This is a genomic window from Mycobacterium sp. NPDC050441 (assembly GCF_040655355.1).
Lineage (GTDB): Bacteria > Actinomycetota > Actinomycetes > Mycobacteriales > Mycobacteriaceae > Mycobacterium.
Genome location: NZ_JBFAJS010000001.1, coordinates 297,614 through 324,004, shown reverse-complemented (window position 1 = coordinate 324,004; position 26,391 = coordinate 297,614). Strand labels below are relative to the sequence as shown.

The window sequence follows — 26,391 nt, the reverse complement described above, 5'->3', positions numbered from 1 at the left end:
CATCTGGTCGCGCTGGAGGTGAGTGCTCACCAACGGCCGGTCGCAACGTCTTCGGCGGCGTCGGCGGCGTGTCCCGGACCGCCGTGGGCACGGATCTCGTCGCGAATCGCGTCGAGGTTCGTTCGGATCTGCTGATCGGCGGCGACACCGATCACCGCATCGCGGATCTCAGCGGCGCTGGGGAGATGGTCTGCGAGGTGACGGCCGACGCCGATGGTCGCCAGACGGGCCGCATTGGCGGGCTGATCGACGGCCTGCGGAATCGCCACCATCGGTACCCCGAACCACAAACCCTCGGTGCACGAGCCCATGCCGGCGTGGGTGACGAAGCCGTCGGCCTGTTGCAGGACTGCCGGTTGGGGAACCGTGTCGCGCAGTTGAACCCACGAGGGCGCGGGACCCACGTCGGCACCGCCGGTGGCCAGCACCAGGCGCCAACCCTGCCCGTCGAGTGCCTCGACCGCGTTGCGGTACACGTCGGCTCGGTCGGTGTAGGCCGTGCCGAAGGCCAGCAGGGCCAGTGGACCGTCGCCACCTGGTGGGGACCAGTCGCCCGGATCCGCACGTCGCGGGTCGATGCATGGGCCGACGAACCGGTAGCGCTCGCCGACCCGCTCGGCGTTCCGTTGCATGACCCGCGGGATCAACGCCAGGCAGCGCCTGGGAGCGCCGGTCACGTCGTCGAACGTCAGGCCCGATCGCGCGCCCGAAAGCCAGTCATCGAACGCCTGGCGGTAGGCCAGGCCACTGGGACTGCCCAGGATCGGACCGAGAATCTCGGCCATGTCGTCGTGATAGCCCTCCCAGGCCACCTCGCTCGGGGACAGTTGTGCCGCGGGGACGCCCCAGTGGTCGGCTGCCACCGGGCCGGCCATGCCGCCGATGTCGTAGAGCACCAGGTCGGGCCGGTCGTCATCGAGGGCGGCATGGACCTGAGGCAGGACATGCACCGCCTCGTCGAAGAACAACCGCATGCCGGCGACCGGATCGGCCTCGTCGAAGGACCGAGGTGCGCCCGGTGCCCCCGGCAGCACCGAGGTGCAGGAGATGACGTCGGCTCCGGTTGGGGTGACCAGGCGGGCCAAATGACTTCCGACCAGGTAACTCACCCGATGGCCGCGGCGCGCCAGCTCGTGAACCACCGCCAAATGCGGGTACATATGGCTGGGGACGGATGCGGCGACGACGGCGATGTGCACGGCACCGAGTCTGCCCGCCGAAAATTTTCAAAGTTGAGCGGAACAGACTCAACCTTGACTACGTTGTACATCACGACAAGCATTTTCTCTATCGGAAAAGGGAGGTGTCGTGGACTCGTTCAACCCGACGACCAAGACTCAGGCGGCGCTGACCTCAGCGTTGCAGGCGGCCAGCTCCGCAGGCAACCCGGAGATTCGGCCCGCCCATCTTTTGATGGCACTGCTCACTCAGAATGAGGGCATTGCCGCACCCCTGCTCGAGGCCGTCGGCGTGGACCCCGCGACGATTCGCGCGGGGGCGCAACGACTGCTCGACCAACTGCCCAGCGCCAGTGGCGCCAGCAGCCAACCCCAACTGAGCCGGGAATCGCTCGCCGCGATCACCACGGCCCAGAGCCTGGCCACCGAGATGGACGACGAGTACGTCTCCACCGAACATCTGATGGTCGGCCTGGCCACCGGCGACTCCGAAGTGGCCAAGCTGCTGACCGGACACGGTGCCTCGCCCGAGGCACTTCGCGAGGCCTTCACCAAGGTGCGCGGTAGTGCCCGCGTCACCAGTGCCGATCCGGAGGGCAGCTACCAGGCGCTGGAGAAGTACTCCACCGACCTGACCGCCGCCGCCCGCGAAGGCAAGCTCGACCCGGTCATCGGGCGCGACAACGAGATTCGTCGCGTCGTACAGGTGCTGAGCCGTCGTACCAAGAACAACCCCGTGCTCATCGGTGAGCCCGGCGTCGGAAAGACCGCGATCGTCGAGGGCCTGGCGCAGCGCATCGTGGCCGGCGACGTTCCGGAAAGCTTGCGGGACAAGACCGTCATCTCGCTGGACCTCGGGTCCATGGTGGCCGGTGCGAAGTACCGCGGTGAGTTCGAGGAGCGGCTCAAGGCCGTCCTCGACGACATCAAAGAGTCGGCCGGGCAGGTCATCACGTTCATCGACGAGCTGCACACCATCGTCGGCGCCGGTGCCACCGGTGAATCCGCGATGGACGCGGGCAACATGATCAAGCCCATGCTGGCCCGCGGTGAACTGCGGTTGGTCGGCGCCACCACGCTCGACGAGTACCGCAAGTACATCGAGAAGGACGCTGCCCTGGAACGCCGCTTCCAGCAGGTGCTGGTCGGCGAACCGTCCGTCGAGGACACCATCGGCATCCTGCGCGGTCTCAAGGACCGCTACGAGGTGCACCATGGTGTGCGCATCACCGACTCCGCGTTGGTCGCTGCTGCAACCCTTTCCGACCGCTACATCACCTCGCGGTTCCTGCCGGACAAGGCCATCGACCTGGTCGACGAGGCCGGATCGCGGCTGCGCATGGAGATCGACTCCCGGCCCGTCGAGATCGACGAGGTCGAGCGGCTCGTCCGTCGCCTCGAGATCGAGGAGATGGCGCTGGAGAAGGAAGAGGACGACGCCTCCAAGGAACGGCTGGAGAAGCTGCGCGGCGAGCTGGCCGATTACAAGGAGAAGCTGGCCGAGCTGACCACTCGTTGGCAGAACGAGAAGGGCGCCATCGACATCGTCCGCGAGCTCAAGGAGCAGCTGGACACATTGCGTGGTGAGGCCGACCGGGCCGAGCGTGACGGTGACCTGGCCAAGGCCGCCGAGCTGCGCTACGGGCGTATCCCGGAGGTCGAGAAGAAGCTCGACGCCGCACTGCCGGTGGCCGAGGCTCGCGAGAACGTGATGCTCAAGGAAGAGGTCGGTCCCGACGACATCGCCGAGGTGGTCGAGGCGTGGACCGGCATTCCGGCCGGCCGGATGCTCGAAGGCGAGAGCGCCAAGCTGCTGCGCATGGAGGAGGAGCTGGGCAAGCGCGTCATCGGTCAGAAGGCCGCGGTGACCGCGGTGTCGGATGCGGTGCGCCGCACCCGGGCCGGGGTGGCCGATCCCAACCGGCCGACGGGTTCGTTCATGTTCCTGGGCCCGACCGGTGTCGGTAAGACCGAGCTGGCAAAAGCGTTGGCGGAGTTCCTGTTCGACGACGAGCGCGCCATGGTCCGCATCGATATGAGCGAGTACGGCGAGAAACACTCGGTGGCTCGGCTGGTCGGTGCGCCTCCCGGCTACATCGGCTATGACCAGGGTGGTCAGCTGACCGAGGCGGTGCGGCGGCGCCCGTACACGGTGGTGCTGTTCGACGAGATCGAGAAGGCCCACCCGGACGTGTTCGACGTGCTTTTGCAGGTGCTCGACGAGGGCCGGTTGACCGACGGCCAGGGCCGGACGGTCGACTTCCGCAACACGATCCTGATCCTGACCTCCAACCTCGGTGCCGGTGGTACCGAGGAGCAGGTGATGGCGGCGGTGCGGGCGGCGTTCAAGCCGGAGTTCATCAACCGGCTCGACGACGTGATCCTGTTCGATGCACTCGATCCGGAGCAGCTCGTGTCCATCGTTGACATCCAGTTGCAGCAGCTGCAGAAACGGCTGGCGCAGCGCCGGCTCACCCTCGAGGTGTCGCTGCCCGCCAAGACGTGGTTGGCCGAGCGCGGTTTCGACCCGCTCTACGGTGCCCGCCCGCTGCGCCGGCTGGTGCAGCAGGCGATCGGCGACCAGTTGGCCAAGATGCTGCTGGCCGGCGAGGTGCACGACGGTGACGTGGTCCCCGTCAACGTCACCCCCGACGGTGAAGGCCTGGTGCTGGGCTGACCTGGTAGCGAAAAGCCCCGTCACACCCAAGGTGTGGCGGGGCTTTCTGCATGTCCGCATTTGTGGGATTTCTGGCCGGAGGAGAGCGGCGCAGACGGCTTTGTGCCGCCAGCATGGATGTCAGACGTAGTCCGACAACCAAGAGCAGAAGGCACAGCCTCTCATGTCAGAAATCATTGCGGGCATCGAGATTCCGGAGACGGCAGCGGTTGCCGAGGCGAGTCGCCTGATCCGGGAAACGACCACGCCGCTCATCTACCACCACTCCCGGAGGGTTTACCTCTTCGGCCGGATCCATGCGCAACTGCTCGGCGTGGAACCGGATCCTGAGCTGTTGTACCTGGCCGCCATATTCCACGACGCCGGGCTGCTGACGCCCTTCTCCGAGATCGAGCAGCGGTTTGAGGTCGATGGGGCCGATCACGGGCGCAAGTTCCTGATCCAGCACGGATTTTCGACCGCGGCAGCCGACACTGTCTGGACGGCCATTGCGCTCCACACGACACCTGGCATTCCAGGGCGAATGGGCCCGGAAATCGCCACGACGCATCTCGGGGTACTGACCGACGTGGTCGGTTTCGGCCTTGATGGACTGCACCCCGACCAGGTCGATGAGATCCTCGCGGTTCATCCCCGTGGCGATTTCAAGAATGAATTCCTGCGCGCCTACTTCGACGGGTTCAAGAATCGTCCGGAGACCACCAACGGAACCGTGAACTCCGACGTTCTGGAGCACTTCATGCCTGATTTCCAGCGCGTCACCAGCGTAGAGCGAATCATCGGATCACCCTGGCCGACCTGACGGTGACGCCGGTGTCGGTGAACTCGACCGGCCCGCCACCTGGACTGAACGCTAGATGTTGAAGCGGCCGGCGAAGCCGCGCAACGGCACGTCGGCGCTCGTCAACAATCCAGGCGATGCCGCGACCACCGACGCGATCGCGTTGAGCGCGGGCAGCCCGGTCACCGTCATGCCGATGGAGGCGAACGAGGTCGGATCAGACAGGTCCACACCGGGCTTCGGGAAGATCATGTGCTTGTTGTAGACACACGGATCGCCCTTGATCTGAGTGATATAGCAGCCCTTGATATCCCAGCTCGGATCGGTGTGCGGGGTCATCTGCCATTCCAGATGGGTTTCGACGCGTGGCACGCCGTCGACCATGCCCTGGTATTTGATGTAGTTGCCGCCGAGCGATCCCTTGGGCAGCGTGTACCAGCCGAGGTCGACATCCTTTGTGCAGGCACCGAGTTCGTAGGTGAACTTGACCTCGTCGAGCTCCAGCCCGAAGCAGTCGGCCATCATCAGCACGCTGTCGGCGAAGACGCGGGTGTATTTCTCCAGCTTGCCGGGGATCGACGGGTCGTCGACGGGCATGCCGTAGCCGACCTCGATCCAGGTGTCCTTGCTGTGATGGCATGACACGTCGACGGATTCGATGGTGGTGACGTTCTCGATCTCGGCGACATCGGCCGAACACACCACGCCCAGGATCTGATTCACGCCGGGGTTCATGCCGGTGCCGTAGAACGTAGAACCACCACGTGCGGCCGCTTCTGCCAGGACCTGGGTGACCGGTCTCCCCGACGGGTGCGGGTGGTTGGTGTCGCGGTGCCAGCCCGTGATCCAGTCCGCGGTGGTGACGATATTGATCCCGGCCTCAAGGACTTTCACGTACAGATCCTCGTCGGGGAACACGCCGTGGAAGGTCAGCACATCGGGCTTGGCGGCGATGATCTCATCGATCGAACCCGTGGCGATCACCCCGATCGGATCGATGCCGGCGATCTCACCGGCATCGCGGCCGACCTTTTCCGGTGAGTAGCAATGCAATCCGACCAGTTCGAGGTCGGGGCGCTTGCCGATGCGTTTGATCATCTCGGTGCCGACATTGCCGGTCGCCACCTGGAAAACGCGGATTCTGGAGTTCGTGGAAGACAAAGTGGTTCAGCCCTTCTGGTGGGAGGTGGCCAGATCGGCGGCACTACCGCCGCGACCGTCGGGATAGAACTGCATGGCCCACTTACGGATAGCGGTGAAGCCCTCGTACTCGGCGGTGGCCAGCGCCGGTGGATCGGAATAGCGCTGGTGTGACCAGATGTGGATGTCCTGGGTGAACTGGCGGATCACCTCGTCGCCGAACTCGGCGGCCCTGGCAGCCGCGCGTTGAGAATCCTTACCCGGGGTCCGGCCGATGTAGACCATGAACCGCACGTCGGAGGTGGACTCGTCGATGGGGGTGACTGCCGAGATGGTGCGGTTGTCGATCATGCCCCAGCTCTTGGTCACCGCGATGCCCAGACCGCCGTTGATCGCCTCCACACCGCTGCGCACATCGTCGATCGACTGTTGATCGTCGCCTTCGAACGTGATGGTGAAGTCGACGTAGGAGATCGGTGCGGCGAAGTCGTGGCGGGTGAACACCGGCACGATCGGGGTCTGGTGCACGAACTTGAAGTGCGCGAAGTCGACGCCGTTCTCCAGCACGTACTGCGGATGTAGTTCGAGCTCGGCGCGGAACAACCGCTGCTGCGGGTAGTAGTCGGCCGCACTGCTGCCGTCGCCGAAGGAGGCGAACACGTCCGGCGCGTCGAAAAAGGGCTCACGGCCTTCGATGTCGTGCCAGATGTAGATGACCTCGTTGCGCTCGACGACGGGGTAGGTGCGCATCCGGCGGCCGCGGTTGGGCCGGTCCTGATACGGGATACAGACGTTGCGGCCCTCGGTATTCCACTGCCAGCCGTGGAACGGGCACTGGATGGCCTCGCCGACAACGTGGCCACCGAACCCGAGGTGGGCTCCGAGGTGCTCGCAGTAGGCGTTCATCACGGTCACCTGCCCGGATTCCGAGCGCCAGGCGACCATCTCCTCGCCGAAGTACTTCATGGCGTGCACAGCGCCCACGTCGACCTGGTCGGACCAGGCGACCTGGAACCATCCCGTCGGTTTCATCGACAACGGTGGTTTTGCCATGACGCGAATCGTAGGAGGTTCTGTGAAACTTTGGAAGAGGGTTCTGTGAAAACGGGGTAATCTCTCGGAGATGACCGAGACCGAGGCGGGCGCGCGGCGGACCAACCGACGCGGCCTCGCCACCCGGGAGAGCATGCTGGAAGCCGCGCGCAAGGCGCTGGCCACCGGCGACCCGGGAGCGGTGTCGGCCAACCGGATCGCCAAAGAGATCGGTGCCACCTGGGGTGCGGTGAAATACCAGTTCGGCGACATCGACGGATTCTGGGCGGCAGTCCTGCAGCGCACCGCCGAACGTCGCGCGGGCATGCTGAGCCACCGCGACGACGGGGCGCCGCTACGTCAGCGCGTCGCCGGCATCATCGACCTGCTCTATGACGGGCTGACAGCCAGCGATTCGCGGGCGATCGAGAATCTGCGCGCCGCGCTGCCACGGGACCGCGCCGAACTGGAACGGCTCTACCCGAAGACCGCGGCCGAACTCTCGTCGTGGGGGCAGGGTTGGCTGCAAACCTGTCAGCAGGCCTTCTCCGATCTCGACGTGGACCCCGAGCGGGTCCGCGAGGTCGCGTCGTTCATCCCGGGCGCGATGCGCGGTATCACCTCCGAGCGTCAACTCGGCACCTATACCGATCTCGACGTGGCCCGGCGGGGCCTGACGAACGCGATCGTCACATACCTCGAAGAGTCCCGGATGCAGCGCTCTGATCACCAGTAACCGGGTTGTGACCTCACAACGTGGGGGCATTTCCGCCGTCAACAAGTAGGCTAGGCCCGATGGTCCCGCTCTGGTTCACGCTGTCCGCACTCTGTTTCGTGGGTGCGGCCGTATTGCTGTACGTCGACATCGACCGTCGGCGTGGGTTGGGACGGCGCCGCAAGTCGTGGGCGAAGTCGCATGGCTTCGACTACGAGCACGAGTCGCACGAGATCCTCAAGCGCTGGAAGCGCGGGGTGATGTCGACCGTCGGTGACGTCACGGCCAAGAACGTCGTCCTCGGCCAGATTCGTGGCGAGGCGGTGTTCATCTTTGACATCGAAGAGGTGGCGACAGTGATCGCGCTGCACCGCAAGGTCGGCACGAACGTCGTCGTCGACCTGCGGCTCAAGGGCATCAAGGAGCCTCGGGAGAGCGACATCTGGCTGCTCGGCGCGATCGGTCCGCGGATGGTGTACTCCACCAACCTCGATGCCGCTCGCCGCGCGTGCGACCGCCGGATGGTCACCTTCGCCCACACCGCCCCCGATTGTGCCGAGATCATGTGGAACGAGCAGAACTGGACGCTCGTCAGCATGCCGGTCACCAGCACCCGCGCCCAGTGGGACGAGGGGCTGCGCACCGTGCGTCAGTTCAACGACCTGCTGCGGGTACTGCCCCCGGTTCCGCAGAACGGCGTGGCGCCCCAGTCCGGTCAGGGCAGCCAGGCTGCGCTGGCCCGTCGCGCAAGCTCGCCCAGCCGCCCGTTGGCGCCGACCCCTGCCGGGCGTCGCGAGCTGCCACCGGGCCGGGCCGATGCGGCACCCGGACGTGGTGATGTGAGTCGTTACACCCAGCCGCGCCAGGAGCCGGGTCGCCCGGATGCGGTCCGTCGCACCCCGCCGCCGGCCCGCAACGGGCGTCACGCACCGCATTACCAGCGGTAGCCGGCACAGCAGAGCAGTTAAGTACCCTCTAGGTCGTGCCTCGTCCCCTCGCGCTGATCACCGGACCGACCTCGGGGCTCGGCGCCGGGTTCGCCCGCCGCTACGCGCGTGATGGTTATGACCTGGTCCTCGTGGCGCGCGATGCTGCACGGTTGGAACAACTTGCCGCCGAACTGCACGACGAGGTCGGTGTAGACGTCGAAATACTGCCCGCGGACCTGGCGTCCGCCCTCGACCGGGCCAAGGTCGCCGACCGACTGCGCGCCGGGGTGCAGGTGTTGGTGAACAACGCCGGATTCGGCACTTCGGGTGAATTCTGGACCGCCGACCTCGCCCAGTTACAGGCCCAACTCGATGTGAACGTCACCGCGGTGATGGAACTGACGCACGCCGCGCTGCCGTCGATGATCGAAGCAGGCAGCGGCACCGTCATCAACGTGGCCAGCGTCGCCGGGCTGGTGCCCGGACGCGGATCGACCTATTCGGCTTCCAAGGCCTGGGTCGTCTCGTTCACCGAAGGGTTGGCCAACGGGCTGGGTGGCACCGGGGTCGGGGTGCACGCGCTGTGCCCGGGATTCGTCCACACCGAGTTCCATGCCCGCGCGGGCATCGACATGGCGGGTACGCCGTCGTTCCTGTGGCTGCAGGTCGAGGACGTGGTGCGCGACTGCCTGGCCGACGTGGCCGCAGGCAAGGTGGTCATCGTGCCCGGCCTGCAATACAAGGTGCTCACCACCGGGGGCCGGATGGCTCCGCGAAACCTGGTGCGCGCCATAACAAAAGCAGTGGGAAAAGGTCGTGGGAGAACTTAGGACAGAACTGACGTGGCAGTGCGGGCGCTGATCGCGGCGGTGATGGCGGTACTTCTCGTCGTCACCGCGGGCTGCACATCCGATCAGCCGGGACGCACCTATGAAGCATCGACCGGCGCGCTCGGGGACTCGTTGGACATTCTGGGTTGGCACCTGAAGGTGTCGGATCTACGGTTCGACTCCGAACACGTGCTGATCGATGTGGAGGGCTCGGCCTCGGGTGACGCCCACGCCAAACCCGAGGACATCCGGTTCGGGTTGTACGGCGCGCTGGCGCATCCGATGGAGGCCGACGGACTGCACGGCTGCGATGACCTGACCAACCTGGGAATCCGTCCGCTGTCGGCGCCGGCGCCCGACAAACTCAGTGGCACAGTCTGCTTGGGACCGTTGCGGGATCAGAGCCAGGTGCGCGGGGTGTACGTGTACTCGCCGCGCGAGCGCATCGCCGGTACCACCGTCGCCTATCCGGCGGCCTTCCCGGTGGGGGTGCTGCCCACCGATGTCAACGACACCGGGGTCACCGTGAAGTCCAGCAGCGTCGACGCCTTCAGCGCCGACGGCGGGCAACTTTCGCCGGCCGCGATGGGGGACCCCACTGCCTTCAACGGCAAGGGATACATGTTGCTGGGCCTCGAAATCGACGGCGCGGCAACGCGTTACGCAGATGATGCGGCGAACCGCGGCGGTCCGCTGATGGTGGTGGCCGGGCCGACGCTGCCACCCCCGGGTCTCAGCCACGCCTGCTCGGTGTACGGCTCGTCGGTGCTGATCCTGCCGGAGGCCTCGCGTGGGGCGGTCAACGTGCGGGCCTCGCTGTGCACGCAGGGGGAGATGAATGCGGCGCTGCTGTACGCGTCGGTTTCGGTGATCGGCACGCACGCTGCCCTGTGGACCACCAGTGGTTGAGGCAGTCGGACCGACCGAGTGGGGCGAGAGCCCGGGCGTGGGGCCCTGGGAGGGGCCACCGCCCTCCGCCGATGACGTCGCGCGGTATGACCCCGAGCTGTTGCGCGACGGCGATACCCGCAATGTCGTTGACGCCTACCGGTATTGGACCCGGGAGGCGATCATCGCCGACATCGACCGGCGGCGGCATCGGCTGCACATCGCGATCGAGAACTTCGGCAACGACGCCAACATCGGTGCGGTGGTGCGTACCGCCAACGCCTTCGCCGTGGACACCGTGCACATCGTAGGGAAGCGCCGCTGGAATCGGCGGGGCGCCATGGTGACCGACCGCTATCAGCGGTTGTGCCACCACGACACCACCGCCGAACTGCTGACCTTCGCCGCCGGCGCCGGGCTGACCGTCGTCGCGGTGGACAACGTGCCCGGCGCCGTGCGTCTGGAACAGACCGAACTACCCCGCGACTGCCTGCTGATCTTCGGCCAGGAAGGCCCGGGCATCACACCGGAGGCGCAGGCCGGAGCGGCGGTGACCGTATCCATCGCGCAGTTCGGGTCGACCCGCAGCATCAACGCCGGCGTCGCGGCCGGAATTGCCATGCACGCGTGGATCACTCGCCACGCGGACTTCTCTGCGGCCTGGTAGCTCAGAAGGGCACCGTCGGAAGGTATTTGCCGTCCAAGGTGATGACGGCGCGTTCGCCGCCTTCCGGATCGGCGACCTTACGCACATCGAGCTTGAAGTTGATCGCGCTGATGATGCCGTCACCGAACTGCTCGTGGACCAACGCCTTAAGCGTCGTGCCATAGACCTGCAGCATCTCGTAGAACCGGTAGATCGTCGGATCGGTGGGAACACCGCCGGGGATCGAGCCGCGGGTCGGGATGGTCTGCAGTAGAAGCGCGGCGTCGTCGTCGAGGCCGAGCAGCGCGGCAACCGCCACGGCCGACTGAGCCGGCAGCGCGTGCTGGCCGAGCACGGCGGCGGTCACGAATGCCGGTGAGAGTTCGGCGGCGTCGGCGATCTGCTGCCAGGTGAGATCCTTACGGGTCTTGGCCTCGACCGCGGCGACGGCCAAGGCCTGGCGGGCGGTCGGATCAAATTGGGCGTGCACCATGTTCGGTGTCCTTTCCTTGTGATGACGCTGCGCGGGCGCGGCAGCGGGGGATCTATCTGTCGATGGCGCTGACTGCGCCGCTGCCGATGTCGAAGACCCAGCCGTGCAGGGTGACGGCACCGGCGGCCAGTGCTCGGGCAACGGCGGGATGGGTGGCCAGGTTCGCCAACTGCGCTCGCACGTTCTCGCGCACAAGATGCGAAACCTTGTCTGTATCAACCTCATCGGGTGTATGTGGTCGATCGGTGCCGGCCCGGCGGAGCCATTCGGCTGTGGTCGGCATGGCGCTCAGATCGTGGTTCTCGGCAAGCGCTGTCATGGCGCCGCAGCCGGAATGTCCGCACACGACGATGCGGGACACCCCTAATGCCGACACGGCATATTCGACGCTGGCGGCGATGCCGTCGCCGCCCGGGCTGTAGGCGGGGACGAGGTTGCCTGCGGTGCGCACGACGAACAACTCGCCGGGCTCACTGCCGGTGATCAACTCCGGGACCACGCGGGCGTCGGAGCATCCGATGAACAGCGTGTGCGGACGGTGCGTGGTGGCGAGGTGTGCGAACAGGTCGGACTTGGCGGGAAAGGTGTCGCGTTGGAACTGCGCGACGCCCTCGGCGAGGTCGTACATGGGTTCACTCCCTTCGATGGGAGCCGGACTTGGGGCGACCGGCGGTTGTCAACCACTGTGCGCGCCAGTTGCTATAGCGTCCAATACTTAATATCCATTGAACCTATAGTTTGTGTCTATGGTAACCGCGGTTCAGATTGCGGGGAGTACTGCGCAGCAATCGTGCTGAAAGCCCGCGCGGCGGCCGACTGATATCCCGCCGACCGGTGCAGGAGCACGACCTCGCGTGACGGCAGCGGGGGGTCGGGAAGGATCGGGTGCAGGCCGGTCTGGGCTTGGGTGATGGCGTCGGGCAGCACAGTGGCCAGCGTGCCGAGGCGAACGAACTCGAGCAGTGCGCTGATGGAGTTCGCCTCGATCACGATGCGGGGTGTGATCCCGTGTGCGGCGAAGTACGTGTCGATGTAGTTGCGGGTGGCGAACTCTCGGCTCAGCAGGGCGAGCGGTTGGGCGGACAGTTCCTCGATGGCGAACGTCTCGACATTCGGATAGTGGTTGTGGGTAGTGCCCACGACCAGGCTGAGGGTCTCGGTGAAGAGCGCGGACGCGGATACGCCGGCGGTGTGCTGCCCGGCGAACGCGATGCCCAGATCGATGCGATCGGCGAGCAGGTCCGCTTCGATGAGGTCCTGGGTGGTCTCGATGACCGTGAGGGTGACGCCCGGGTGCTGGGCGTGAAACTGCCGAACCAGCGGACCGATCAGGTAGGCGGTGATGGTGGGCGTCATCGCGATCCGAAGGTGCCCGCGGGTCAGATCCTGGACATCGTGGACGGCTCGCTGGGCGGCGTCGATGCCCTGGATGGCCAGCCGCCCGTGCCGGGCATACGCCTCACCGGCGTCGGTGAGCCGAACCGTACGGCCGGAGCGATCGAGCAGCGTGGCGCCCACCTCACGTTCCAGCTGTTTGATCTGCTGAGACAGGGTGGGCTGCGACACATGCAGGGCCTCGGCGGCCCGGGTGAAGTTGCCATGATCGGCGACGGCGAGCAGGTAGCGGAGATGTCGCAGCTCCATCGACCCAATGTATAGGCAGTGGCTATCGCGCCAATGACATATGCGTCTTGGACACTATGACGGAGCGTCGGCAGGGTGGAACCAACCCCGTCTGAAAGTAGGACTCCGGCATGCCCGTCCCCGGCAATTTCATCCGAACAACGGCGGCATTCGCGCTGATCGCCGCCACCACCGCGGGGTGCGGGGACCGCGCCGCCGAGACCGCGGACGCCACAACCGGCACCGCGACCACGACACCGGCGCCCGCTGAACCAACTCGCGGTCGCTGCCATACTGCGCTCACACGCCCGTTGAAGACCTTGGCGACGAAACCTCAAGAAATGGAGCACTTTTAGATGATGATCCGCAACGTGCTGATCCTGTTGGCGCGCGTGGGGCTGGGCGCCATCTTCCTCGCGCACGGGTGGCAGAAGTTCGTCACCAACGGGATCGGCGCGACACAACAGGGCTTCGCGTCGATGGGCGCCCCGGCCCCCGCGCTGTCTGCGGTGGTCACGGCCACCATCGAATTCGCCGGTGGTATCGGGTTGATCATCGGGCTGGCCACCCCGGTGTGGGCGGCGTTGTTGTTCGCCACCATGGCCGGTGCATACCTGATCGCCCACACGGGGCACGGGTTGTTCGTCGCCAAGGGCGGATTCGAGCTGGTGCTCGCACTGGGCGCCTCGATGCTGCTGCTGCTCGCCACCGGGCCGGGCCGGTTGAGCATCGATGACCTGCTCGGTGCCCGGTTACCGTGGAACCGGGGCATTTTCGCGAACCAATCGCAACCGCTCACTTCGGAGCTGTCATGACCGGCCCGGTGCTCGACGCGCTCGTCGACGTGGTGCTGCCCGACGGAGCGTGACATCGACCCGACGGCGGCCCCGCCGGGACCATGCCGCCGGTTCTACGGCTGCGTGAACACGGCGTGCTGGTGTTCGCCGGATCGGACAACATCCGCGACGCCTGGTGGTCGTACGGCACCGGCGACATGCTCGAACGCGCCACGATCATCGGCCTTGAAGGCGGCCTGCTGACCGACCAGGAACTCGGGTACGCGGCGTCACCGGTCACCGACACGGCAGCCACCGCACTCGGGCTCGCCGATTACGGGTTACAACCCGGCAACCGAGCTGACCTGGTGGTCATCGCGGCGTCAAACCCGGCCGAGGCGGCGGCCGGCCATCCAGAGCGGCTGCTGGTCCTGCATGACGGCCGGGCGGTGCGCACCGCCGACCATCCATCCTGACCTGACGACGAGGGCGGAAACTGCCCGACATGCCGCCAATTCGGCGGCCTGGTAGGGCAGGATCGACACCATGGATCAGCTATGGGCTAACCGTGCGGCCAGCGCCGAAGCTGCGATAACCCAACGTCACCTGACAAAACTCTGGGGTCTGCCGGGTACTCAGCTCGGTGTGGTGGCTTGGCCGGCGACCAAGAAGTACCGCAAGTTCGGAACCTGGCATTACTGGTGGCAGGCGCACCTGCTGGACTGTCTGGTCGACGCGCAGGTGCGTAATCCGCAGCCGCAGCGGAGAACTCAGATCGAGCAGCAGATCCGTGGACACTGGATGCGCAACAACCTGTCCTGGACCAACAACTACTACGACGACATGGCCTGGCTGGCACTTGCCCTCGAGCGGGCCGGGCGCGTGGTCGGCGTGGAAAAAGCCCACGCGCTCAGGAAGCTGTGCAAGCAGTTCGTCGACGCCTGGGTGCCCGAGGACGGCGGCGGCATCCCGTGGCGCAAGCAGGACCAGTTCTTCAACGCGCCGGCCAACGGCCCGGCCGGAATCTTCCTGGCGCGCTATGACGACCGGTTGCGCCGGGCCCAGCAGATGGCCGACTGGATCGACGACACCCTCATCGATCCGGAAACGCACCTGGTGTTCGACGGCATCAAGGCCGGCTCGATGGTGCGGGCGCAGTACACCTACTGCCAGGGCGTGGTGCTCGGTCTGGAGGTCGAACTCGCGGTGCGGACCGGCGACGCCCGGCACGCCGAACGGGTCCGCAGTCTGGTGGCCGCGGTGGACAAGGAGATGACCACCGACGGCGTCATCAAGGGCGCCGGCGGCGGTGACGGCGGGTTGTTCAACGGCATCCTGGCGCGGTACCTGGCGCTGGTGGTCACCACGTTGCCGGGGGACAGCGCGCAAGATGAGGCCGCGCGTGAGTCGGCCCGGTCGATCGTGCTCAAGTCCGCCGAGTCGGCGTGGAATGGCCGCCAGACCGTGGACGGGTTGCCGCTGTTTGCGGCGTTCTGGGACCGGACCGCCGAGGTGCCCGCTGCCGAAGGAAAACAAGCCGAGTTCGTCGACGGTGCGGTCAACGCGTCGGCGATCCCCGAACGTGACCTGTCGGTTCAGGTATCGGGTTGGATGCTCATGGAGGCTGCGCATACCCTGGCCGGGTAATCCCGATCAGCAAGATCTGTGACCCCGCAGCCGAATTTGTCAGGCGACAGTGGGTGTGTTGGTATCTGACGTATTTGTGAAGTAGGTCGTGAATGGAAAGGGTCGCCCGGACCTCGTTGGTCGATGTCGTCGTCGCCAGATTGCGGGACGCGATCAAACAAGGCAGCTGGCCAGTCGGCACAAAGATCCCCACCGAGGCGAAACTCGTTGAGGCACTTGGTGTCAGCCGACCGTCGGTCCGTGAGGCGGTGCGGTCACTGGTTCAGCTCGGCTTGCTCGAGTCGCGACAGGGCGACGGCACCTACGTGGTCGCCGAGGACGAGACGACAGTCGCTCTGCAACGCGTGGTCGACGCCGCGGATCGAGACGAGGCGCAGTTGGTGCGTCACACGCTCGAGGTGCTCGCCGCTCGTGAAGCTGCGACCCACCGCTCGACCGCCGATATCGATACGCTCCGCGTCGCACTTCAGGGACGTCGCTCCGCGAAGGCCAAAGCTGACCTGGACGCGTTCATCGACCATGATGTCGCCTTCCACATCGGTGTGGCCCGCGCCTCGCACAACACGCTGCTGCTCGATTTCTACAGCTCTTTCGAAAATGCCATGCGCGACCCCGCCCACGGCGCGTTCTGCATGGGCGCTCCCGAGGATCCACACCGGGATTTCCACAACGATCTGTTTCACGCGATCCAGCGAGGCGACCACGGTGCGGCGACCCGCGCCGCGATCTACGGGCTCGACGTCCACGAGCGCCATCTGCACGCGGTCGGTAGCTGACAAAAAAGAGGCCTCCTGCCGAGGTCGGGTGACCCAAAACTGAGCATGTGCCCAGCGCGGGCTACGTTGGTCACCGTGAGAGACGTGCTCGCCGATGCACTGTCGGTCTGGCGTGCCGGGGGCACCGTGGGCCTCGCGACGGTGGTGCGCACGTTCCGTTCCGCACCGCGGCCTGCCGGGGCCTCGATGGTGGTCGCGCCCGACGGCACCGTGACGGGTTCGGTCTCCGGAGGCTGCGTCGAAGGAGCGGTGTACGAGCTGGCCGGCGACGTCGTTGCCGGGGGCACACCGGTGCTGCAGCGTTACGGAGTCAGTGACGACGACGCCTTTGCCGTGGGGCTGACCTGTGGCGGCATCCTCGATGTGTTCGTCGAACCCGTGTCGATGCGGACGTTCCCGGAACTGGCAGCTCTGGTCGACGACATCGAACGGCACCGGCCCGCTGCGACGGCCACCGTCATCGCGCACCCTGACCCAGCCTGGGTGGGCCGGCGACTGGTCATCCGCACCGACGAGGTGACCGGCACACTCGGCTCGACCCGCGCCGACAGCGCCGTCACCGATGATGCCCGCGGTCTGCTCGACACCGGCCGCAGCGGGGTCCTGACGTTCGGACCCGACGGTGAGCGCCGCGGTGAGGGCATGGAGGTGTTCGTCGCGAGCTTCGCGCCACCCCCGCGGATGCTGGTGTTCGGAGCCATCGACTTCGCGGCCGCCGTCGCCCGCCAGGGCTCACTGCTCGGCTACCGCGTCACGGTGTGCGACGCGCGCCCGGTCTTCGCCACCGCGGCCCGCTTCCCGACCGCTGACGAGGTCGTCGTCGACTGGCCCAACCGGTACCTGGCCGCACAGGCTGCTGCCGGCGCGATCGACGGCCGCACGGTCATCTGCCTGCTCACCCACGATCCGAAGTTCGACGTGCCACTGCTCGAGGTGGCGCTGCGGCTACCTGAGATCGGCTACATCGGTGCGATGGGTTCGCGGCGCACCCACGACGACCGGATGGCCCGGCTACGCGAGGTCGGCCTGACCGACGAAGAACTCGCGAGGCTGTCCAGCCCTATCGGATTGGACCTCGGCGCCAGGACGCCCGAAGAGACCGCGGTGTCGATCGCGGCCGAGATCATCGCGCAACGCTGGGACGGCACCGGTAAGCCGCTGACCGGCACCGGCGGCCGCATTCATCACGAACACAGTCATCACGAACACAACGAACCGAGTGAATTGAGGAGTGGTCAGTGACCCGAGCCAGGATCGATTTCCCCAGCCGGATCGGCGTGTGGTGGGCCAGCGACACCTGGTCCATGCCCGAGGCGCAGCAGGTCGCGCGGGAGATCGAAGCCCTCGGCTTCGGCTCGTTGTTCCTACCTGAAGTGGTCGGCAAGGAGGCGCTCACCCAGTCGGCGGCGTTCCTGGCCGCCACCGAGCGCCTCGTGGTGGGTACCGGCATCGCCAACATTCACGTCCGGGTGCCGTCAGCCGCTGAATCGGGAGCCCGCACCCTCACGGCCCTCTACCCGGGCCGGTTCGTACTGGGGCTGGGCGTCAGCCACGGACCGCTCGTCGAGCATGGACTGGGCGGCACCTACGCCAAGCCGCTGGCCACGATGCGCACCTACCTCGAGCGGATGGCCGCGGTGCCCGAGCAGATCGAACCCGGCGTCGGACGCCCGCCCCGGCTGCTGGCTGCACTCGGCCCGAAGATGATCGAGCTGTCCGGTACGCACGCCGACGGTGCACACCCCTACCTCGTCACGCCCGAGCACACCGCGGCGACGCGCAAGATCCTCGGCCCGGACCGCTGGGTGGTGTCCGAGCAGGCCGTGGCCGTCGGCGGTGACGATGCCGACCAACTGGCGCGCGCGCACCACCATCTCGAGGTCTACAGCGGGCTGCCGAACTACCGGAACTCATGGCTGCGGCAGGGTTTCGACGACACCGACCTGGTTCGCGGCGGATCGGACCGGCTGGCGCGCGGCCTCGTCGGCATGGGCTCGGCGGATCAGGCGGCCGCGGTGATCACCGCGCACCTGGATGCCGGGGCCGATCACGTCGTCGTCCAGGCATTGGGCGAGAACCCGACAGCCGACCCGCGCCCGGCGCTACGCGAACTCGCGGTCGCGCTGGGTCTCGGTTAGAGGTTCGGCTGAATCTGCTCGGCAGCCTTCTTGGCGGCGCGGCGACGCCTGAGCCATTCGAGGAACATCGGCGCGACGGAGGCCACGACGATCAGGATGAAGATCGGTTCGAGCAGCTTCTGGATGATCTCGAATTGGCCCAGCCAGTAGCCGAGCAGTACCAGGCCCACTCCCCACACGATCGCGCCCAGGACGTTGAACGTCGTGAACACCGCGTAGCGCATCTTGGCGGCGCCGGCCACGATGGGCGCCAGCGTCCGCACGATCGGCACGAAGCGGGCGATGACGATCGCGAACGGGCCACGCTGCTCGAAGAATGCGTGGGCCTCGTCGAGGTATTTCTGCTTCAGGATCCGGGCGTCGGGTTTGAACATCTCGACACCGATGAACCGGCCGATGAGGTAGCCGACCTGTCCGCCGAGGATCGCCGCGACGGGGATGAACACCAGCAACTGCCAGAGTTCGAAGTTTGCGTTCACTGCCGTTCCCTGGGCGGCGGTACCCGCGGCGAGCATGCCTGCGACGAACAGCAACGAGTCGCCCGGCAGGACGGGGAACAGCACGCCTGACTCGACGAACACGACGACGAGAATGCCCACCAGGGCCCAGGTGCCGAAGGATCCGATGAGGTGCAGTGGATCCATGAAATCCGGCATGAGCGCCAGATTGGTCGTAGCCTCAGGGAGGGCGGTGTCGATCACGACTCCCAAGGGTACCTGGGCCCCACCAGCGGTCTTCACCTGCGATAACTCACGTCCAGATGGAAGGACATGCCATGCCGATCGCCACGCCTGAGGTCTACGCCGAGATGCTCGGCCGGGCCAAGGAGCATTCCTTCGCGTTCCCGGCCATCAACTGTGTCGGCTCGGAGAGCCTCAACGCGGCCATCAAGGGTTTCGCCGACGCGGGCAGTGACGGCATCATCCAGTTCTCCACCGGCGGGGCCGAGTTCGCTTCGGGGCTCGGGGTCAAGGACATGGTGACCGGTGCTGTCGCACTGGCCGAGTTCGCCCATGTGATCGCCGAGAAGTACCCGATCACGGTGGCCCTGCACACCGACCACTGTCCGAAGGACAAGCTGGACACGTACGTGCGTCCGCTGCTCGCCATCTCTGCCGAGCGGGTCGCCGCCGGCCGAAATCCGCTGTTCCAGTCGCACATGTGGGACGGCTCGGCCGTCCCGATCGACGAGAACCTCGCGATCGCCCAGGAACTCCTGAAGCTTGCCGCTGCGGCCAAGATCGTCCTCGAGGTCGAGATCGGTGTCGTCGGCGGTGAAGAGGACGGTGTCGAGGCGGAGATCAACGAAAAGCTCTACACCTCCTCGGACGACTTCGAGAAGACCATCGACGCCCTGGGCGCCGGCGAGCACGGGGCCTACCTACTGGCCGCCACGTTCGGAAACGTGCACGGCGTTTACAAGCCCGGCAATGTGGTGCTCAAGCCCGAGGTGCTGGCCGAGGGGCAGCGGGTGGCCGCCGCCAAGCTCGGATTGTCCGATGATGCAAAGCCTTTCGATTTCGTCTTCCACGGCGGGTCGGGTTCGCTGAAGTCCGAGATAGAAGATTCCCTCAAGTACGGCGTGGTGAAGATGAACGTCGACACCGACACGCAGTACGCTTTCACCCGCCCGCTGGCCGCGCACATGTTCACCAACTACGACGGTGTGCTCAAGATCGACGGCGAAGTGGGTAACAAGAAGGTCTACGACCCGCGCAGCTATCTGAAGAAGGCCGAGGCGTCGATGAGCGAGCGCGTGATCGAGGCCTGCAACGACCTGCACAGCGCCGGGCGCAGCGTCACCGCCGGTTAGGCGGCCAACCGGCCGTAACCGAGGATCCCGGCGATCTCGGCGTCATCGAGGGTGTGCACCCGGATGCCGCCCTCCTCATTGCCGCCGATTGTGGTGATCGCGTTGTCATCCACGGTCGCAACGAAATTCGTGTGCAACCCGAGCGGGCTGCCATCGGCGTACATCACCACGTCACCGGTGTGCGGCCGGTATCCCTGCGGATCGGTGAACCGGCCCGCGGCCTGGTAGTACTCCTGCAGCGTGTACACGCCCGGGATCCGCCAGCTCCCCGAGTTCGGGTTGGACAGCGGCCGACCCGCCTCGTTGAGCACCCAGCTGACGAAGTCGGCGCACCACGGCTCCTCGACTCCTTCGGAAAAGTGGCTGCCGCCGGGCTGGGCGTCGTACTGCGACTGCAGCACATCGACGATGCGCGCCTGGGCCGGATCGAGTGCGGTGCGGTCGATCTGGGGGAAGGCGACGGGTTTGCCGGGCAGGAGGTCGATTGCGCCGGGAAACCGGACCAACAGGGTGGCCAGACCGACCACGATGACCGCGCCGAGCGCGCACAGTGTCAGCCAGAGCTTGCGTCCGCGCAGGGTCACCGCACCAGATTAGCCGGTAGGCGCCTGGCAGATCTTCCACTGACTGTCGCGGAACTGGAGGTCGAAGCTGCGGGTGGACCGGGTTTGCGGGGCGAATGCCATGAAGCTGGTGACGTTGGCCTCGGCGTGGTCGCCGCTGACGACCACCTGGTCGATGCTGGCCACCACTGGGTACTGCTTGGCGTCCTCCACCCGGGCGTGGGTTTCGTCCCAGGCCTTCTGGTCGTACTTGACGTAGTTCTCGCGGGTGGTGCCGCACGTCATCGATCGCAGGGCGGCCAGGTCGCCACGCTGGATGGCCGCGTCGAAGTCCTGGATCGTCGTGCGGACGTCGTCTTCCTGGGAGGACGTGGACGACGATTTGCGGGTCAGCAGGACGGTCCCGAGTACCGCGACCGCCACCAGGGCCGCGATCACCAGTACGACCGCCACCACCCATCCCCAGCTGCGGCGGGTGGCAGGCGCCGGCGGCTGATCCGATTCTTCGCGCGGTGGAATAACTTGCGGGGCAGCGCCTTTCGGTACTTCCTCGGTGACGGTGTCACCCTCGGCCGGCGGTGCGAACACCTCGGTCTCCGGGTCGGGTGGGGTGTCGATCTTCTGGGTGGATCCGTCGAACCCGGACGGTGCGGTGAAGCGTCGTTCTTCGCTGCGGGCCACCGCCTCGGTGACCTCATCGGCTGAGCCGATGATCTCGGTGGCCGGCTCGGAGAGGGCGGACAGCTCGGCCTTGGAAGGCAACTCGACCTTCTCGGTAGGTGTGTCGCTCTGGTGGGCGCGGTCTTCGTCAGGTCCCGTTGGGTTCGACATCCCTGCTGCGGTCCTCCCGTACGTCGGTACCGGTGGAGCTTATCGGTCGGTGCACAATAGGCCCATGACACGGATGGGTGATTTGTTGGGGCCGGAGCCGGTCTTCCTTCCCGGGGACCCTGAGGCCGAGGACGAGTTGGCCGCGGGTGAAAAGGCTGCCGTCGTGGCCGCTGCCCACCCGTCGGCGTCGATCGCGTGGGCGGTGCTGGCCGAGAGGGCGCTCGCCGACGACAAGGCCGTGACCGCATATGCGTATGCCCGCACCGGCTATCACCGCGGGTTGGATCAGTTGCGGCGTAACGGCTGGAAGGGTTTCGGCCCGGTGCCGTTCGCCCATGAGCCGAACCAGGGATTCCTGCGGTGTGTGGCCTCGCTGGCCCGGGCGGCCGACGACATCGGTGAGACCGACGAGTTCCAGCGGTGCCTCGATCTGCTCGACGACTGCGATCCGTCGGCGCGCGCCGAGCTCGGCCTGGCCTAGTCCTTCGCCTCGCAGGAGCAGTCGTCGGCTGATTCGGGCGGCTCCACCTGCACGGTGGCGTGGGCCAGGCCCCGGGCGTTCAGCACCGCTCGCGCATCGTCGAGCACTCGGGCGGTGTCGGCATTGCTGGTCAGGTGCGCGGTGACCATGTCCTTGCCGGGTACCAGCGTCCACACGTGCAGATCGTGCACGCCCGTCACGCCATCCACCGCCCCGAGCGCGGTACGCAGCTCCTCGACGTCGATGTGCTGCGGGGAGGATTCGCTCAGGATCCGCAGTGCTGCCCGGGCCAGCGCGATGGCGCGAGGCAGGACCCAGAGTGCGACCAGGACGGCGACCACGACGTCGGCGTAGGGCCAGCCGGTGGTGACGGTGACGATGCCGGCAACCAGGACGCCGATACTGCCGACGGTGTCGGCCACAACCTCCATGTAGGCACCTTTGACGGCCAGGCTGTCCTTGGAGTGCGACCGGAGCATCATCACGACGACGGCGTTGGCGGCCAGGCCGGCCAGGGCCACGACGATCATGGGCATGCCGGGGACGTCGGGAGCATTGCCGAGGCGTTCGAAGGCCTCGTAGAGGATGAACCCCGCCACGCCCAGGAGCAGGGCGGCGTTGGCCACGGCGGTGAAGACCTCGGCCCGGTGCCAGCCGTAGGTGCGGGCCGGGGAGGAACTGCCGCGCTTGGCCAGCAACACCGCGGTCAAACCCATGAACATGGCGACCAGGTCGGTGAGCATGTGGCCGGCGTCGGCGAGCAGTGCGATCGAGTTGATCAGCAGCGCGGTGACCAGCTCAAGGACGAAGAACGCGCTGAGGATCGCCGCGGCGATGAGCATCCTGCTGACGCGGGTATCGCTGCTGTGACTGTGATCGTGACCGGCACCCATGCCCGAAATATATGCGGAAGTACGCATATGTCGCAAGTGTCGCGACCGTCACCGGCCACGACGTGTCAGAGCCAGGCGGACCAGAACCGGGTCAGCTGGCTGCCGATGGACACGAGTTGGCTCGGCACTCCGGAGAGGTCGACGAACCAGAAGACCACCGAGAAGAACCAGCGGTTGAGCGTGGGCGTGATCAGCAGGATCAACAGGATGAAGAAACCCCACTGCTTGGCCGGCTCCAGTGCTCGCTGGGTGGCGGGGCTCAGGTGCGGTTCCAGTGCGCCGTACCCGTCCAGCCCGGGAATCGGCAGCAGGTTCAGCAGTACCGCAGTGATCTGCAGGAACCCCAGGAAGGCCAGCCCGGACCAGAACACCCCGTGTGCCGGATCGAAGAAGATCCGGGTGATGCCCAGCAGCAGCACCCCCAACACCAGGTTGGCGGCCGGGCCGGCCAGGCTGACCAGGGTCTTCTGCCGCGCCGTCATCCACGAGGTGCGGACGTAGACGGCCCCGCCGGGCAGGCCGATGCCGCCGAGGGCGATGAACAACACCGGCAACCCCAGCGACAGCAGGGGATGGGAGTACTTGAGCGGATTGAGCGTCAGATAGCCGCGCACCGCCACGTCGTGGTCACCGAACCGCCACGCGGTGAACGCATGGCCGAATTCATGGAGGCACAGCGACACCAGCCAGCCGGCGATCACCAGGATGAAGACGCCCACATAGGACAGCGGCTTCACGTTGTCGGCGGACAGCCAGGCGATCACTCCGCCGGCCACAGTGATCGCGACAACGGCCAAGAAGACCGGGCTGGGCCGTACCGACTGATGCAGCGGGCGGATGTTCACGATTCGACGCTACCGGCTGTGGCCGCAGTTCAGCCGACGCGCAGCCAGCCTTCGGTGTGCCGGTAGAACGTTGAGCGCCGTACCGTCCGCGGCGCGGGCACACCGTCGCGGATCACCTGGGCACCCGAGGTGCCGAGCTGCGCGGCGCGGCCGACGACCCAGCGGCGTGGGCGGCCACGGTCCGAGAGCACGCTCGCACGCAGTCCCGGCATGTCCGCCGTCGGCTCGACCCGGACACCGGGCGCCTCGCCGTCGAACAGCACGCAGTCGTCGACGATGGCCTCGCCCTGTAGCGGCGAACCGTCGGCTCCGTGCCAGTGCGCCGCGCCGACCAGCACTGTTCCCGTCTCATCGCGGATCAGCGGGACACGCCGGGCCGGGGCGCGCAGCGCGCGCCGGGCCGACCAGCTGCCGGACGCCACCGCGACCTCGACATCGAGCCGATCGGCGCGCAGCAACGCGGTGAGTACGGCGGAAAGTTCGGCTTCGCCGCCGGTCACGACCACCCTGCGGTGCGCCCCGAGCTCATCGACACCGACCCTCGGCAGGTCGCGGAGCGGGCGCGGAACACGGCCTGTGCCGACCAACGCGACGCCGGGTGAGGCGGACAAAACTGCTCCTCGCGGTCGAGAAAATGTGGTTCGCAGCGTGTGCTGGGATAAGGTGACCTACCGGCTGCACCACACTAGTGCGGAAGATTGAGCGGGAGACTACGCCATGCCGGCAATCGTCCTCATCGGCGCCCAATGGGGCGACGAGGGCAAAGGTAAAGCCACCGATCTGCTCGGTGGTCGTGTGCAATGGGTTGTTCGCTACCAGGGGGGCAACAACGCCGGGCATACCGTCGTCCTGCCCACCGGGGAGAACTTCGCACTGCATCTGATCCCCTCGGGCATCCTGACGCCAGGGGTCACCAACGTCATCGGTAACGGCGTGGTGGTGGATCCGGGTGTGTTGCTCACCGAGCTCCAGGGCCTGGAAGATCGCGGCGTCGACACCTCGGGCCTGCTGATCTCGGCCGACGCGCATCTGCTGATGCCGTATCACGTCGCCATCGACAAGGTGGTGGAGCGGTACGCCGGCAGCAAGAAGATCGGCACCACCGGCCGCGGCATCGGTCCCTGCTACCAGGACAAGATCGCCCGCATCGGCATCCGGGTCGCCGATGTGCTCGACGAGCAGCTGCTGGCCGAAAAGATCGAGGCGGCACTGGAATTCAAGAACCAGGTGCTGGTCAAGATCTACAACCGCAAGGCGCTCGAAACGGGCGAGGTCCTGGAGAACCTGCTCACCCAGGCCGAAGGCTTCAAGCACCGCATCGCCGATGCCCGCCTGCTGCTGAACCAGGCGCTGGAAAAGGGCGAGACCGTGCTGCTGGAGGGGTCGCAGGGCACCCTGCTCGACGTCGACCACGGCACCTACCCGTTCGTCACCTCGTCGAATCCGACGGCCGGCGGCGCCGCCGTCGGTTCCGGGATCGGGCCGACGCAGATCACCACGGTGCTGGGAATCCTCAAGGCCTACACCACCCGCGTCGGGTCGGGTCCGTTCCCGACCGAGCTGTTCGACGAGCACGGTGCCTACCTGGCCAAGACCGGCGGCGAGGTCGGCGTGACCACCGGCCGGGCCCGGCGCTGCGGCTGGTTCGACGCCGTGATCGCGCGGTACGCCACCCGGGTCAACGGCATCACCGACTACTTCCTGACCAAGCTCGACGTGCTGTCCAGCCTGGAGACCGTGCCCGTGTGCGTCGGATACAAGGTCGACGGCAAGCGCACCAACGAGATGCCCATGACGCAGTCGGACATCCACCGGGCCGAGCCGATCTATGAAGAGCTGCCCGGTTGGTGGGAGGACATCTCCGACGCGCGTGAGTTCTCCGATCTGCCCGCCAAGGCTCAGGACTACGTGCTGCGGCTGGAAGAGCTTGCCGGCGCGCATGTTTCGTGCATCGGCGTTGGTCCCGGCCGTGAGCAGACGATCGTGCGGCGTGACATCCTGGCCGCCAAGTGACCGACGAGCGCCCATCGGTCTTCGAACAGCACGGCGGATTCCCGGTATTCGAATCGGCCGATCCCGGGCCGGGATTCGCGCGGTTTCTCACCGCGATGCGCCGGGCGCAGGACCTGGCGGTCTCGGCCAATCCGGACAGCGACACCTGGGACGACGCGGCCGATCGGGCTGAAGAACTCGTCAAGCTGCTCGGCCCGTATGAGGCTGCCGAGGGTGTCGGGCCGGCCAATCGGGTGCCGTCCCTGCCCGGTGTGGGCAGTCTGCTGATGCCGCCGTTCACCGTGGCGAAGTTCGAGCCCGAGGGCGTCGAATTGAAGGTCGAGTTCAGCAGATTCCACGTCGGCGGCAACTATGCGGTGCACGGCGGTGTGTTGCCGCTGTTGTTCGACTCGGTGTTCGGCATGGTGATCCACGCTGCCGGCCGGCCGATCAGCCGTACGGCTTTCCTGCATGTGGACTACCGCAAGGTGACGCCGATCGACACGGTGCTGACCGCCCGCGGTTGGGTGCGTGAGTCTGAGGGGCGCAAGGCATTTGTGAACGCCGAACTGCGTGACCCCGACGAGAATCTGCTGGCCGAGGCCAACGGCCTGATGCTGAGGTTGCTGCCGGGCCAGCCGTAGGGCGGGCGACCGGTCGGACTCGATTGCACGTCGCTTCAAGATCTCCCCGCAGTTTGGGAC

29 protein-coding genes are annotated in these 26,391 nt (G+C 66.6%); 17 read left to right on the top strand and 12 right to left on the bottom strand.

The features are described from left to right. Positions 1-26 precede the first annotated feature (26 nt). Positions 27-1,199: a macrolide family glycosyltransferase gene (locus AB0I14_RS01705; RefSeq protein ID WP_358014935.1), complete on the bottom strand. Its 1,173-nt coding sequence runs from the start codon at positions 1,197-1,199 to the stop codon at positions 27-29. Positions 1,200-1,308: 109 nt separating this feature from the next. On the opposite strand from AB0I14_RS01705, the gene clpB reads away from it, so the two are divergent. After that, positions 1,309-3,855 (top strand): ATP-dependent chaperone ClpB, encoded by a 2,547-nt coding sequence (gene clpB / locus AB0I14_RS01700; RefSeq protein ID WP_358014933.1) that lies wholly within the window; start codon positions 1,309-1,311, stop codon positions 3,853-3,855. A 163-nt stretch (positions 3,856-4,018) separates the two neighbouring features. Continuing rightward, entirely contained in the window at positions 4,019-4,657 is a 639-nt protein-coding gene (locus tag AB0I14_RS01695; RefSeq protein ID WP_358014930.1) for an HD domain-containing protein, read from the top strand. A 51-nt stretch (positions 4,658-4,708) separates the two neighbouring features. Here AB0I14_RS01695 and AB0I14_RS01690 read toward each other — a convergent pair whose 3' ends face one another. Both AB0I14_RS01690 and AB0I14_RS01685 read right to left on the bottom strand, forming a co-directional pair. Then, positions 4,709-5,797 carry a dihydrodipicolinate reductase gene (locus tag AB0I14_RS01690; protein WP_358014927.1) on the bottom strand — a complete coding sequence of 363 codons (1,089 nt, stop codon included), beginning with the start codon at positions 5,795-5,797 and terminating at the stop codon, positions 4,709-4,711. A 6-nt stretch (positions 5,798-5,803) separates the two neighbouring features. Further along, positions 5,804-6,829: a Rieske 2Fe-2S domain-containing protein gene (locus AB0I14_RS01685; RefSeq protein WP_358014924.1), complete on the bottom strand. Its 1,026-nt coding sequence runs from the start codon at positions 6,827-6,829 to the stop codon at positions 5,804-5,806. A gap of 70 nt (positions 6,830-6,899) precedes the next feature. On the opposite strand from AB0I14_RS01685, the gene AB0I14_RS01680 reads away from it, so the two are divergent. From AB0I14_RS01680 to AB0I14_RS01660, 5 genes are read left to right on the top strand one after another with little or no spacing between them, the layout of a single operon-like run. After that, complete coding sequence (locus tag AB0I14_RS01680; protein WP_358014921.1) at positions 6,900-7,544, top strand: TetR/AcrR family transcriptional regulator; 645 nt, start codon at positions 6,900-6,902, stop codon at positions 7,542-7,544. 59 nt (positions 7,545-7,603) lie between these two features. Beyond that, a complete protein-coding gene (gene ttfA, locus AB0I14_RS01675; RefSeq protein ID WP_358014918.1) occupies positions 7,604-8,470 on the top strand; it encodes a trehalose monomycolate transport factor TtfA in 867 nt (288 codons plus the stop codon). Positions 8,471-8,505: 35 nt separating this feature from the next. Further along, positions 8,506-9,282 carry an SDR family oxidoreductase gene (locus AB0I14_RS01670; RefSeq protein WP_358014915.1) on the top strand — a complete coding sequence of 259 codons (777 nt, stop codon included), beginning with the start codon at positions 8,506-8,508 and terminating at the stop codon, positions 9,280-9,282. 18 nt (positions 9,283-9,300) lie between these two features. Beyond that, positions 9,301-10,191, top strand: a complete 891-nt coding sequence (locus AB0I14_RS01665) for a hypothetical protein (protein WP_358016694.1) — start codon at positions 9,301-9,303, stop codon at positions 10,189-10,191. Further along, the gene (locus tag AB0I14_RS01660) at positions 10,184-10,837 is read left to right on the top strand and encodes an RNA methyltransferase (protein ID WP_358014912.1); all 654 of its coding nucleotides are present in this window, start codon (positions 10,184-10,186) and stop codon (positions 10,835-10,837) included. Before AB0I14_RS01665 ends, AB0I14_RS01660 begins: the two co-directional genes overlap by 8 nt. A 1-nt stretch (position 10,838) precedes the next feature. Here AB0I14_RS01660 and cynS read toward each other — a convergent pair whose 3' ends face one another. The 3 genes from cynS to cynR form a co-directional block, all read right to left on the bottom strand. Beyond that, a complete protein-coding gene (gene cynS / locus AB0I14_RS01655) occupies positions 10,839-11,309 on the bottom strand; it encodes a cyanase (protein ID WP_358014910.1) in 471 nt (156 codons plus the stop codon). A 52-nt stretch (positions 11,310-11,361) separates the two neighbouring features. Continuing rightward, the gene (locus AB0I14_RS01650; protein WP_358014907.1) at positions 11,362-11,937 is read right to left on the bottom strand and encodes a carbonic anhydrase; all 576 of its coding nucleotides are present in this window, start codon (positions 11,935-11,937) and stop codon (positions 11,362-11,364) included. Positions 11,938-12,053: 116 nt separating this feature from the next. Next, positions 12,054-12,953, bottom strand: a complete 900-nt coding sequence (cynR, locus tag AB0I14_RS01645; RefSeq protein ID WP_358014904.1) for a transcriptional regulator CynR — start codon at positions 12,951-12,953, stop codon at positions 12,054-12,056. Positions 12,954-13,288: 335 nt separating this feature from the next. Here cynR and AB0I14_RS01640 point away from each other — a divergent pair, with 335 nt between their 5' ends. From AB0I14_RS01640 to AB0I14_RS01615, 6 genes are all read left to right on the top strand, one after another. After that, positions 13,289-13,747: a DoxX family protein gene (locus AB0I14_RS01640; protein WP_358014901.1), complete on the top strand. Its 459-nt coding sequence runs from the start codon at positions 13,289-13,291 to the stop codon at positions 13,745-13,747. 83 nt (positions 13,748-13,830) lie between these two features. Continuing rightward, positions 13,831-14,184 carry an amidohydrolase family protein gene (locus AB0I14_RS01635; protein ID WP_358014898.1) on the top strand — a complete coding sequence of 118 codons (354 nt, stop codon included), beginning with the start codon at positions 13,831-13,833 and terminating at the stop codon, positions 14,182-14,184. A 70-nt stretch (positions 14,185-14,254) separates the two neighbouring features. Then, positions 14,255-15,355 (top strand): glycoside hydrolase family 76 protein, encoded by a 1,101-nt coding sequence (locus AB0I14_RS01630; protein WP_358014895.1) that lies wholly within the window; start codon positions 14,255-14,257, stop codon positions 15,353-15,355. 92 nt (positions 15,356-15,447) lie between these two features. Beyond that, complete coding sequence (locus tag AB0I14_RS01625; RefSeq protein WP_358014892.1) at positions 15,448-16,131, top strand: FadR/GntR family transcriptional regulator; 684 nt, start codon at positions 15,448-15,450, stop codon at positions 16,129-16,131. 75 nt (positions 16,132-16,206) lie between these two features. Continuing rightward, positions 16,207-17,373, top strand: coding sequence for an XdhC/CoxI family protein (locus tag AB0I14_RS01620; protein WP_358014889.1), 1,167 nt, complete (start codon positions 16,207-16,209; stop codon positions 17,371-17,373). Then, a complete protein-coding gene (locus AB0I14_RS01615; RefSeq protein ID WP_358014886.1) occupies positions 17,370-18,269 on the top strand; it encodes an LLM class F420-dependent oxidoreductase in 900 nt (299 codons plus the stop codon). Before AB0I14_RS01620 ends, AB0I14_RS01615 begins: the two co-directional genes overlap by 4 nt. On the opposite strand, the gene AB0I14_RS01610 is transcribed toward AB0I14_RS01615, so the two are convergent. Further along, on the bottom strand, positions 18,266-18,925 hold the full coding sequence (locus AB0I14_RS01610) for a VTT domain-containing protein (RefSeq protein WP_358016691.1): 660 nt from the start codon (positions 18,923-18,925) through the stop codon (positions 18,266-18,268). The genes AB0I14_RS01615 and AB0I14_RS01610 overlap by 4 nt on opposite strands. A 119-nt stretch (positions 18,926-19,044) precedes the next feature. Between AB0I14_RS01610 and fbaA the strand changes: the two genes are divergently transcribed. Then, on the top strand, positions 19,045-20,082 hold the full coding sequence (fbaA, locus tag AB0I14_RS01605) for a class II fructose-bisphosphate aldolase (RefSeq protein ID WP_358014883.1): 1,038 nt from the start codon (positions 19,045-19,047) through the stop codon (positions 20,080-20,082). Here fbaA and AB0I14_RS01600 read toward each other — a convergent pair. Both AB0I14_RS01600 and AB0I14_RS01595 read right to left on the bottom strand, forming a co-directional pair. After that, positions 20,079-20,666, bottom strand: coding sequence for a CHAP domain-containing protein (locus AB0I14_RS01600; protein WP_358014880.1), 588 nt, complete (start codon positions 20,664-20,666; stop codon positions 20,079-20,081). The genes fbaA and AB0I14_RS01600 overlap by 4 nt on opposite strands. Before the next feature lie 9 nt (positions 20,667-20,675). Then, positions 20,676-21,476, bottom strand: coding sequence for a DUF4878 domain-containing protein (locus tag AB0I14_RS01595; RefSeq protein ID WP_358014877.1), 801 nt, complete (start codon positions 21,474-21,476; stop codon positions 20,676-20,678). 64 nt (positions 21,477-21,540) lie between these two features. On the opposite strand from AB0I14_RS01595, the gene AB0I14_RS01590 reads away from it, so the two are divergent. Further along, entirely contained in the window at positions 21,541-21,957 is a 417-nt protein-coding gene (locus AB0I14_RS01590; protein ID WP_358014875.1) for a DUF3151 domain-containing protein, read from the top strand. On the opposite strand, the gene AB0I14_RS01585 is transcribed toward AB0I14_RS01590, so the two are convergent. From AB0I14_RS01585 to AB0I14_RS01575, 3 genes are all read right to left on the bottom strand, one after another. Then, a complete protein-coding gene (locus tag AB0I14_RS01585) occupies positions 21,954-22,850 on the bottom strand; it encodes a cation diffusion facilitator family transporter (RefSeq protein ID WP_358016688.1) in 897 nt (298 codons plus the stop codon). The genes AB0I14_RS01590 and AB0I14_RS01585 overlap by 4 nt on opposite strands. Before the next feature lie 65 nt (positions 22,851-22,915). Next, positions 22,916-23,695: a site-2 protease family protein gene (locus AB0I14_RS01580; RefSeq protein WP_358014872.1), complete on the bottom strand. Its 780-nt coding sequence runs from the start codon at positions 23,693-23,695 to the stop codon at positions 22,916-22,918. A 29-nt stretch (positions 23,696-23,724) separates the two neighbouring features. Beyond that, positions 23,725-24,306, bottom strand: a complete 582-nt coding sequence (locus AB0I14_RS01575; protein WP_358014870.1) for a hypothetical protein — start codon at positions 24,304-24,306, stop codon at positions 23,725-23,727. Positions 24,307-24,412: 106 nt separating this feature from the next. Here AB0I14_RS01575 and AB0I14_RS01570 point away from each other — a divergent pair, with 106 nt between their 5' ends. Together AB0I14_RS01570 and AB0I14_RS01565 are read left to right on the top strand one after the other, a co-directional pair. Next, on the top strand, positions 24,413-25,708 hold the full coding sequence (locus AB0I14_RS01570; protein ID WP_358014867.1) for an adenylosuccinate synthase: 1,296 nt from the start codon (positions 24,413-24,415) through the stop codon (positions 25,706-25,708). Beyond that, positions 25,705-26,331, top strand: coding sequence for a PaaI family thioesterase (locus AB0I14_RS01565; protein ID WP_358014864.1), 627 nt, complete (start codon positions 25,705-25,707; stop codon positions 26,329-26,331). Before AB0I14_RS01570 ends, AB0I14_RS01565 begins: the two co-directional genes overlap by 4 nt. The last annotated feature ends 60 nt before the right edge of the window (positions 26,332-26,391 follow it).